The 9,829-nt window shown below is 51.4% G+C and carries 9 protein-coding genes; all 9 read left to right on the forward strand.

Annotated elements, in window-relative coordinates:
* Position 1: 1 nt before the first annotated feature.
* The 9 genes from argB (at position 2) to Q0274_RS07775 (ending at position 9,076) form a co-directional block, all read left to right on the forward strand.
* Positions 2–859 carry an acetylglutamate kinase gene (gene argB, locus Q0274_RS07735; RefSeq protein ID WP_298028701.1) on the forward strand — a complete coding sequence of 286 codons (858 nt, stop codon included), beginning with the start codon at positions 2–4 and terminating at the stop codon, positions 857–859.
* A gap of 120 nt (positions 860–979) precedes the next feature.
* Positions 980–2,530 carry a threonine synthase gene (thrC, locus tag Q0274_RS07740; RefSeq protein WP_298028703.1) on the forward strand — a complete coding sequence of 517 codons (1,551 nt, stop codon included), beginning with the start codon at positions 980–982 and terminating at the stop codon, positions 2,528–2,530.
* Positions 2,527–3,249, forward strand: coding sequence for a 3-deoxy-manno-octulosonate cytidylyltransferase (gene kdsB / locus Q0274_RS07745; RefSeq protein ID WP_298028705.1), 723 nt, complete (start codon positions 2,527–2,529; stop codon positions 3,247–3,249). The genes thrC and kdsB overlap by 4 nt, the downstream gene beginning before the upstream one ends.
* Entirely contained in the window at positions 3,239–3,427 is a 189-nt protein-coding gene (locus Q0274_RS07750) for a hypothetical protein (RefSeq protein ID WP_298028707.1), read from the forward strand. The genes kdsB and Q0274_RS07750 overlap by 11 nt, the downstream gene beginning before the upstream one ends.
* On the forward strand, positions 3,424–5,430 hold the full coding sequence (gene ligA, locus Q0274_RS07755; protein WP_298028709.1) for an NAD-dependent DNA ligase LigA: 2,007 nt from the start codon (positions 3,424–3,426) through the stop codon (positions 5,428–5,430). Before Q0274_RS07750 ends, ligA begins: the two co-directional genes overlap by 4 nt.
* The gene (locus Q0274_RS07760) at positions 5,427–5,999 is read left to right on the forward strand and encodes a hypothetical protein (protein ID WP_298028712.1); all 573 of its coding nucleotides are present in this window, start codon (positions 5,427–5,429) and stop codon (positions 5,997–5,999) included. Before ligA ends, Q0274_RS07760 begins: the two co-directional genes overlap by 4 nt.
* On the forward strand, positions 5,996–7,192 hold the full coding sequence (locus Q0274_RS07765) for an SAM-dependent methyltransferase (protein ID WP_298028715.1): 1,197 nt from the start codon (positions 5,996–5,998) through the stop codon (positions 7,190–7,192). The genes Q0274_RS07760 and Q0274_RS07765 overlap by 4 nt, the downstream gene beginning before the upstream one ends.
* On the forward strand, positions 7,182–7,694 hold the full coding sequence (locus Q0274_RS07770) for a lipocalin family protein (protein WP_298028717.1): 513 nt from the start codon (positions 7,182–7,184) through the stop codon (positions 7,692–7,694). Before Q0274_RS07765 ends, Q0274_RS07770 begins: the two co-directional genes overlap by 11 nt.
* Entirely contained in the window at positions 7,694–9,076 is a 1,383-nt protein-coding gene (locus tag Q0274_RS07775) for a riboflavin kinase (protein ID WP_298028720.1), read from the forward strand. The genes Q0274_RS07770 and Q0274_RS07775 overlap by 1 nt, the downstream gene beginning before the upstream one ends.
* The last annotated feature ends 753 nt before the right edge of the window (positions 9,077–9,829 follow it).

The raw sequence follows: 9,829 nt of genomic DNA on the forward strand, positions 1-9,829 counted from the left end.
TATGATAAAAAAGAGCAAAACCGCCGAAGTCATCATCTCTGCGCTGCCCTATATCCGTAAATTTAGAGATAAAATTTTCGTCGTTAAATACGGCGGCGCGGCGCAAACCGACGATGCGCTCAAGCTTGATTTTGCCCGCGATATCGTGCTTTTGCATATGGTCGGCATCAAGATCATCGTCGTGCACGGCGGCGGCAAAAAGATCAATCAGACCCTGGATAAGATCGGCGTGCAGAGCGAGTTTCGCGATGGACTTCGCGTAACGAATAAAGACGCTATCGAAATTACAGAGATGGTACTAAGCGGCGCGGTAAATAAAGAGATCACGGCGCTTTTGAACCAAAACGGCGCGCCTGCGATCGGCATTAGCGGTAAGGACGGCGGGCTTTTGAAGGCAAAATTCCTCGATGAGAAAAAATATGGCTTCGTAGGCGAGATCACCGAGGTAAATACCAAGCTGATAAACGACCTGCTACAAAAAGACTATCTGCCAGTGATCGCCCCGCTTGCAGGCGGCGAGACGGACGAAAACGTGAGCTTTAATATCAACGCCGATCTCTGCGCCAGCAGGATTGCAGCCGCGCTAAAAGCGAGCAAGGTGATATTTTTAAGCGACATTGACGGCGTGCTTGATAAAGAGGGAAATTTAATCAGCAAACTCGATGCCGCGCTCATTTCGAAGCTTAAAAATGACGGCACGATCGCAGGCGGCATGATCCCAAAGGTCGATGCGTGCCTGCAATGCGTGCGAAACGGCGCAAATGCCGCGCATATCATCAACGGCAAAATTCCGCACTCGATCCTGCTTGAGCTTTTCACGGACGGCGGTATAGGAAGTTTGATAAAGGAAGAAATTTAGGCGCGAGGCGGATGCGGCAGGCTTAAAACCGCAATGCCGCAAGTCCGCGCAAGCAGTGTAAGCGATCAAATTTAAAGCGCCTAGGCGGGCGTAAATTTTAAAATTTTAAAAAGGAAAAAGATGAAACTGGTTTCTACGAGAGATTTTTCGCAAAAAGCGGATCTTAGCTACGCGCTACTAAATCCGAGCGCGAACGGCGGCGGGCTTTTCAGCCCCGAGCGGCTGCCGCTTTTGAGCGAGGATTTTTTTAAGCAGTGCGAGGATTTGAGCTACAAACAGATCGCGCTTAAAATCATCGATAGCTTCGATTTTGACGTAAACAGCGAGGTCTTTGAAGACGCGCTAAAGCGCTACGATAAATTTGAAAATCCCGCCTGCCCCGTCCAGATCAAAAAACTAAGCGAAAACGCCTATATTTTGGAGCTTTACCACGGCCCGACGCTTGCGTTTAAGGATATGGCGCTGCAACCCTTCGGCGCGCTTTTAAAAAGCATCGCAAAATCCAGAAATGAAAAATTTTTAATAATGTGCGCCACGAGCGGCGACACGGGGCCTGCGACGCTGGAAGCGTTTGCGGATGACGAAAACATCAAAGCGGTCTGCCTCTATCCGCAGGGCGGCACGAGCGAGATACAGCGCCAGCAGATGGTCAAACAAAGCGCGGCAAATCTTAAAATTTTAGGCGTGCGCGGCAACTTCGACGATACGCAGCGCGCGCTAAAATCACTGCTGGCTGATGAGGATTTCAAAAACGAACTCGCGCGGGCGAATTTAAATTTAAGCGCCGCAAACTCGGTAAATTTCGGCAGGATTTTATTTCAGATCATCTACTACCTCTACGCTAGCATCTATTTCTCAAAGCACGGCGTATTGAGCCCCGAGCAAAATTTAAAGCAAAGCGATCAGTGCGCGACTTGCGGCAAAAATTTTGACGCGACAAGCGCAAACAGCGCGCAGAGCGCAAAACAGAGCGCTAAATTTAACACCTTCGACGTCATAGTGCCTAGCGGAAATTTCGGCAACGCGCTGGGAGCGTATTTCGCAAAAAAAATGGGCGCAAAGATCGGCAAAATCAAGATCGCTTCAAATGCGAACAATATCCTGACCGAGCTTTTTACGCGCGGCATCTACGATCTGCGAAATCGCGAGCTCATCCGCACGATCAGCCCTGCGATGGATATTTTAGTTAGCTCCAACGTCGAGCGGCTGCTTAGCGATATGTTCGGCGATGCGCGCACGAGCGAGCTGATGCAAAGTCTGGCGCGAGATAAATTTTACAAACTCAGCGAGAGCGAGCTTACGAAGCTGCGCGAGGTCTTCGAGGCGGATTTTTGCGACGATACGCAGTGCGCTAAATTTATTAAGCAAGAGAGTAGCCGCGGCGTGCTGATCGACCCGCACACGGCGACCTGCTTTAAGCTGCTTGACGAAAGCCGCCTAAATCTCGTCATCTCGACCGCGAAGTGGATTAAATTTACGCCGTCGATGATCGGCGCGATCAAAGGCAGGGCTTGCGAGGACGAGCGAGCCGATATGATCGCGCTTTCGAAGGAATTTCGCAGCGACATTCCGCCGCAGATCTCGCGCCTTTTTAGCGCGCCGCAGGTGCACTCTAGCGTCGTGGAGCAAAGCGAGATCAAAAACGCCATAATGGAGTGGATAAAAAAATGATAGTAATCCCCGCGCGCCTTGCTTCGACGCGCTTTAAAAATAAAATTTTATGTGAGTTTGACGGCGTGCCGATGTTTATCAAAACGGCTCAAAATGCCGCCAAGGCAGACCGCGTGCTAATCGCCGTGGATGAGCCGCAAATTTTAAAGATCGCGCAAGATTACGGCTTTGACGCCGTTCTCACCGCGCGCGAGCATCAAAGCGGCACCGATCGAATCAATGAAGCGGTCGCAAACGCAGCGCTTGCGGAGAACGAGATCATCATCAATATCCAAGCCGACGAGCCCTTTTTCGAGAGCGAAAATTTGATTAAATTTAAAGATTTCGCCAACGCCATGATCACGCAAAAGGGCGCATTTATGGCAAGCTGCTACAAATATATAAGCCCTCAGGCGGCGGAGGATCCGAATTTAGTCAAGCTAGTCCTTGATAATGCGGGCTTTGCGATCTATTTTTCACGCTCGCTCATCCCCTACCCGCGCACGGCATGCGAGTGCTACCTCGGACACATCGGCATCTACGCATACAGCGTGCGGAATTTAAAGCGGTTTTGCGCCCTGCCCGCCTCAGCGCTGGAAGATACCGAAAAACTCGAGCAACTTCGCGCCATAAGCGCCGGTGAGAAGATCGCGATGCTAGGTATCGAAACCAAAAGCATCGGCATCGATACGCCGGCTGATTACGAGCGCGCGCTAAAGGAGTTCGGCAATGGAATTTGATCGCGCCTTTTTAAGCACAAAATTTAAAGCGAGCGGACCCACAAAATTTAACGATAATAAGCTGTGCGCCGCAGTGTTTGGGACGCAGGGGTCCACTGCGGAGCGTAAAATTCTAACGCGACGTAAAATTTTAGCGGAGCGCGGAATTTTAAAATTTAAAGATGCGAGCGCAAGATGAATTACGATGAATACAGATCCGCGGTAGATACGCTAAATGCGTGGGCGCGGGCATATTACACCGACGATAAACCGATCGCAAGCGACGAGGAGTACGACGAGCTTTATTCGCAAGCGGAGAAATTCGAGGAGCAAAATCCCGCGCTCGCGCTGCCCTACTCGCCTACACGGCGCATAGGAGGCGCGATCAGCGAGGGCTTTTCTAAGCTCGCTCACGGCGCGCAGATGTGGTCGATGGAGGATATTTTCGACGACGCGGATCTTTTGGCGTGGCTAGCTCGCGGCGAAAAGAGCGGCGCGCAGTTTTACGTCGAGCCGAAATTTGACGGCGCGAGCTTAAATTTGACCTACGAAGGCGGCGTGCTGATAAGCGCGGCGACGCGCGGCGACGGGCTTATAGGCGAGGACGTAACGCAAAACGCAAGAGCGATCAAATCGGTACCGCTTCAGATCCCCTACGCCGGAAGGATCGAGATCCGCGGCGAGACGCTGATCGCAAAGAGCGATTTTGACGCGCTAAACGACGAGCGCGCCGCAAACGGCGAGAGCCTGTTTTCAAACCCGCGCAACGCCGCCGCAGGCAGCCTAAGGCAGCTGGATAGCGCGATCGTAGCGAAGCGGAAACTAAAATTTATCCCGTGGGGAGTGGGCGAGCATTCGCTAAGCTTTGCGCTGCACTCGCAGATAATGGAGTTCGTGCGCAGTCTCGGCTTTTTGCGCGACGAGTTTTGCCGCATCTGCAAGAGCACAAGCGAGATCAGGAGCGCGTACGAGGCGCTACATAGCATGCGCGCGAGCAAAGATCTGATGCTAGACGGCATGGTAATCCGTGTAAATGAGCTTTCAAAGTGTGCGCAAATGGGCTATACGGTGAAATTCCCGCGCTTTATGGTCGCGTACAAATTCCCCGCAGTCGAAAAGGTAACGCGGCTGCGCGAGATCAATCTACAGGTCGGCCGCACCGGCGCGGTCACCCCCGTAGCCGTCGTAGATAGCGTAAATATCGACGGCGCGAATGTTTCAAACGCGACGCTTCATAATTTCGACGAGATCGCGCGGCTGGGGCTGATGAAAAACGATTTCGTAGGCATCATCCGCAGCGGCGACGTGATCCCGAAGATCACGAGCGTTTATAAACAGCGCAGAGACGGCACGCAGAGCGAAATTTCGCGCCCCGATCGCTGCCCGGTTTGCGGTGAGAAATTACTTGACGAAGGCGCGCTCATAAAGTGTCAAAACCTCGATTGCAAGGCGCGCGTGATAGGCTCGCTAATCTATTTCTGCTCCAAAAAATGCATGAATATCGAAGGGCTAAGCGATGCGACGATCACGCAGCTTTTTGAAAGCGGCAAAATTTCAAAGATCGGCGATATTTACGCCCTCAGCGCGCAGGATTTGGCGGGGCTCGAGGGCTTTGCGGATAAAAAAATTTCAAATCTTTTGGGTGCGATAAACGCGAGCAAAAACGCGCCGCTTGAGCGCTTCATCGCTTCTTTGGGGATCGAGCACATCGGCGAGGTGGCCGCGCGCAAGATCGCCGCGGCATTCGGGCAGGATTGGCTGGATGCGAGCGAGGATGAAATTCTGCGACTGGAGGGCTTTGGAGAAGCGATGGCGAGGAGCCTAGCGGAGTTTTGTAAGATAAATCGCGAAAAAATTCTAAATCTAAGCGAAATCATCACGCCTCGCGCACCCCAGGTGCATACCGTCAAAAGCGCCTTCACCGACCGCAGCGTCGTCATCACCGGCACGCTCAGCCGTCCACGCGACGAGTTTAAGGCCAGGCTTTTAGCAATGGGCGCGAAGGTGCAGGGCTCGGTATCTGCCAAGACCGACTTCGTGCTTGCAGGCGCAGAGGCGGGCTCCAAACTGCAAAAAGCCCGCTCGCTTGGCGTGCGGGTGATTGACGAGAGCGAGTTTGAAGCGCTTGCGAGCCTGGCGACGACCGACACAAATTCACCCGGCAAGAGCGAGGCTGAAGCGCTTGCAGGGAGCGGCGAGTGAAGGTATTTTGCTTGGTGCCGAACCCGCACTCAAACGGCGCAGGATTAAATTTTAAAAGCAATCTCCGCCCTGCGGCGCTTGCGTGTTTTACGAAGCGTGAGAATTTTAAAAATTTTGTAGCGCACGAGCAAGCGGCAAGAGCAAAAGCGATAAATCGAGCGGTCGGCGCGTTATCGTCAGACTTTGAGGCGCGTGCAAAAGTAGCAAACCGAGAGGCGGTTTCTGCGAGGCGCGCAGGCTATACCTGCCGCGGCGCTAAAACGGCGCGCACGACGCCGATAGATACGGCTGCAAGCAATAATATCTCAAATTTTGCGGCGCTAAAACACTGCGCCGATAGGAAAAATTTTAAAATTTCCGCTAGCGACGAGATAAAATTTGCAACGCGCAGCGAGCCGAAACCTGCAACGCGCAGTATGGCTAAATTTACGGCATGCAGCTTAAAATTTGAGCCTTGCGGCACTGCTACACGCGACTTTGCTATGCGCGATAAAATTTTAAACTCAAGCTCGCGCAAAAACTGCGTGAGTTTTAAAATTTCATCGCGGCGTGGAGAAAAAGCAAAATGAGATTTGATCTGCTCGTTGCAAACACGCTTAAAATCAGCAGAAATCAGGCCGCTGCGCTGATAAAGCAGGATAAAATTTTGCTGCGAGGCGCCGTGCAAAACAGGCCCTCCGCGCAGATCGCGCCCGAGCAGAGCGGCAAAATCAGTACTGCCGAGCAAATTTACGTAAGCAGGGGCGCGCTCAAGCTCGCAGGCTTTTTGGACGAGCTCGCCGAAAACGGGCTTTTAGCAAGCTGCGGCGCAAATTCGCCTAGCGCGGCGGCAGAAATTTCAAAGCCGTACAGCGCCGCAAAGGGCGCGGATAGCAAAGCGGCAGCGACGCAAATTTCAAGCGCAGATTTTGCGGCTACGGATAAAATTTTAGGCGCGAACGAGGCTGATAAAATTCCAAGCGCGGCTGCCGCGACGACAAAGAGCGCTAAAGCAACTACCGAGGCGATCCGTACCGCAAAAACTAATGCCGATACGGCGGAGCTTTTACAAACCGGTGCAGGCAAGCAAACGGTGGAATTTTTACAGACGAGCACAGGAGCCGAGACGGTAGGGCTTTTGCAAACGGACGCGGGCGCCGATACGGCAGAGATTTTAAATGCGGCGAAAGCTTCCAAATCGGGTGGCAAGGCGGGCATGTGCCGCAGAGAAAGCAGCGCGGAGCTGGTACAAACAAAGCCCTCGCAAAAAGATATTTTCAATTTAGCTGGAGCAGATGTTTTGGACGTGGGCAGTAGCACCGGCGGGTTTGTGCAAATTTTATTGCAGCGCGGCGCAAAGAGCGTGACTGCGCTTGACGTCGGCAGCTCGCAGCTAAGCGAAATTTTGCGGCGCGATCCTCGCGTGATCGTGCGCGAAAACACCGACATCAGGGAGTTTGCAAGCGAGAAGAAATTTGATCTCATCACCTGCGACGTGAGCTTCATCTCGCTAAATTTGATCCTAAAAAGCCTCGCAAGCCTTGCAAAAAGCGCTCTCATCGTGCTATTTAAGCCGCAATTTGAAGTCGGCACGGAGATCAAGCGAAATAAAAAAGGCGTGCTCAGGGACGAAAAAGCAGTGCGCGCCGCACGGGCGAAATTTGAGCGACTATGCGCCGAGCTGGGGCTTACTGTACTGTACGCTAGCGCCTGCAAAATCACGGGTAAAGAGGGAAATAGGGAATTTTTCTATCTTCTAAAAAGGATGAACGATGAAATTTAAAAACTTAATTATATTGGCGTTTTGCGCGCTATTTTTGGGCTCATGCGCCAAAAGCCTGAGCCCAAAAGCGCCGATCGTAAAAAACTTCGACATCGCTAAATTTAGCGGCGGTTGGTACGAGATCGCCCGCATGAAGGGCAGTGGCGAGCTGCAAAACACCGCGTACGAGTGCTTTATCGATAAAAACTCTACGATCAATCTTTTAAAAACCGCTAAGACAAGCTCTGGTAAAATCGAAAACGAGCAGCACGTATTGGAGTTTGCGGGCGATAAAAGCGTAGGCCTGCTCTATCAAAAAGGCCTGATTTCTGACTCACTCTACCGCGTGGCGCAGGTGGACGGCGACTATCGCTACGCCCTGATCTTCGGCGCCGATACGAGCGAGCTTTACATCCTATCGCGCACCAAAACCCTGCCCGAGCCGATCCGCATCCTCTATCTCAAAAAGGCGAAGCACAGTGGCTACGACACCAAAAAAATCGTCTGGACGAAGCAGCAATAATGGCTAATCAAAAATCAGGCAAAGACCATACAGAGGCTTCGCTGCGGAATTTTAAAGAGCAAAATTTCGTATCGCAGAATTCCAGCTTGAAAAATTTTACGGAACAGAATTCCACAAGCAATGGAGAAAATTCATCTCAAAATATCAAACGCCCAAGGCAAGAGCTCATTGAAAATAAAACCGGCGATGCGCACTACGCAGATGAAGCAGACACCGACGCCGCTTGCAGTAACGAAACGGCTTATGGCAGCACTTGCGGCAATGGCGTAGACGCGCAAGCTCAAGGCACGCTTCCTGCTTGTGCGGAAGTGCTGCGTGCGCGCTTAAGCGAGCAGTTCGCACGAGGCGAGATTTTCGCAACGCTACAAGGCGCAAACCGCGATAATGTGCGCACCGTAGCGATCGGTAACTTCGACGGCATGCACCTTGGACATCAAAAATTATTTGAGCGCCTAGGCGAGCAAGGCGCAATAATCGTAATCCTAGCAGGTGGTGGCACGAAGCTCACCCCTTTTGCGTCGCGGCAGGCTTTTACGGACAAAAAGATTTTTTATTGCGATCTACGCGCTATCAAAAGCCTTAGCGGAGGCGAATTTATCGCACTTTTAAGGCAGAATTTCATAAATTTACAAAAAATTATCGTCGGCGAGGACTTTAGATTTGGGCGTAATCGGGCATGGGACGTGGAATTTTTAAGGCGCGAATTTAGCGGGCAAACCTGCGTCGTAGGCGAGTTTTGCTTAAGCGGCGGTGGTGTGCATTCAAGTAGGATCAAGGAACTTTTATCGCGTGGTAGATGCGAAGAGGCGGCGGAGCTTTTAGGGCGAGATTACGAGATCTGCGGGCGGATCGTGCGCGGTCAGGGGCGCGGGGCGCGAGAGTTCGTAGCGACGCTAAATCTTGATGCGAGAGGCTATTTTATGCCAAAAAGCGGCGTGTATGCGACTCTGGCGTGCGCCGGAAGCAAGGAATTTGCAAGCGTGAGCTTCTTGGGGCACAGGCTCAGCACCGACGGGGCTTTTGCGATTGAAACGCACATTTTAGGGGACTTTGCGGGCTTCGAGGCGGGTTTAAATTCCACGCAAGATCGCGCGCCGCGCTGCGGGGGGCAAGCCGCACATTCTGCGCGAAATTTATATGAAATTTCAGCGTGTAATTCAGTAGAAATTTCTACACAAAATTTTGCGGCGAGCGAGAGCTTGGACGCCGAAAATAAAAATTTAGAGGCTGCGGACAAAAACAGCGGCGCGAAATTTGCTTGCGTGAAATTTATAAAGTTCCTACGTGAAAATCGCAAATTTAGCGATCTAGTGGGGCTTAAAGAGCAGATTTTAAAAGACGCTACGGAGGCGGAGACGGTACTACGAAGCCGCAAATTTTAATCTACGGCTTGTAAGCTTAAAGATGAAATTTACGGGCTGTGCGCTTGATTTGATGCGTCTGCCCGCGTTTTGCATCTACGGCGCATTAAATGAGCCGTCTGCGGCATCCCATATAAAAGTCGTATGCCCGCTGTCACTGAGAAAACTTGGTGCACCGCCTGCAGGACTTTAACGCACCTTGAGCTTGGGTTTATGTAAGACGAGGTAAGTGCAAGCTGCACTGAGAATCGAGGGCGATAAAAAATCTTAGTTGCGCTGCAAAGCTTTAAAATTTAGCAGGGCTGAGCTGCCAAGCAAGAGTCGAGCGGCTAAATTATGCGCCTAGCTAAACGCTGGATTTTGTCAAGCGGTCCCATTTTACGGCACATAAAATCGCAAAATGGGCGCGAAATTCTACTATAGAGCTTTAGCTTATGCTTTTAGTTTAAGTTCATAATTAAAGAATTTAAAGGAGCTGTTTTGGTAGCGTGAGATTTGGCGACATAAAATTAATGCTGCGAAAATACGGCGCAAAATTTTAAGGATATATTCGCGCGGCGCGGAATTTTAAAGCCTGTCAAGCAAGACGTGAAATTTAATCATGCATCGAGCATATCCGGGCTAAAAGTTGGGCGCAAACTGGGATGCAGCTCGCTTGCATCAAAAGCGCTCATGCTGCGTTTAAAATTTAGGTATGCTTCGCGCGGGGCAAACTAAGCGCAAAAATTCCATGCGTAGCGGTCGCAAATAGAGTGTCGCGTAAGTGCAGAAAGC

It is taken from the genome of uncultured Campylobacter sp., from assembly GCF_937973075.1.
Lineage (GTDB): Bacteria > Campylobacterota > Campylobacteria > Campylobacterales > Campylobacteraceae > Campylobacter_B.

Excerpts from the sequence above, each read along its gene's own strand:
- Q0274_RS07750 (WP_298028707.1), top strand. The coding sequence starts at position 3,239 with ATGGAATTTGATCGCGCCTTTTTAAGCACAAAATTTAAAGCGAGCGGA.
- ligA (WP_298028709.1), top strand. The coding sequence starts at position 3,424 with ATGAATTACGATGAATACAGATCCGCGGTAGATACGCTAAATGCGTGG.
- argB (WP_298028701.1), top strand. The coding sequence starts at position 2 with ATGATAAAAAAGAGCAAAACCGCCGAAGTCATCATCTCTGCGCTGCCC.
- Q0274_RS07765 (WP_298028715.1), top strand. The coding sequence starts at position 5,996 with ATGAGATTTGATCTGCTCGTTGCAAACACGCTTAAAATCAGCAGAAAT.
- kdsB (WP_298028705.1), top strand. The coding sequence starts at position 2,527 with ATGATAGTAATCCCCGCGCGCCTTGCTTCGACGCGCTTTAAAAATAAA.
- Q0274_RS07775 (WP_298028720.1), top strand. The coding sequence starts at position 7,694 with ATGGCTAATCAAAAATCAGGCAAAGACCATACAGAGGCTTCGCTGCGG.
- thrC (WP_298028703.1), top strand. The coding sequence starts at position 980 with ATGAAACTGGTTTCTACGAGAGATTTTTCGCAAAAAGCGGATCTTAGC.
- Q0274_RS07770 (WP_298028717.1), top strand. The coding sequence starts at position 7,182 with ATGAAATTTAAAAACTTAATTATATTGGCGTTTTGCGCGCTATTTTTG.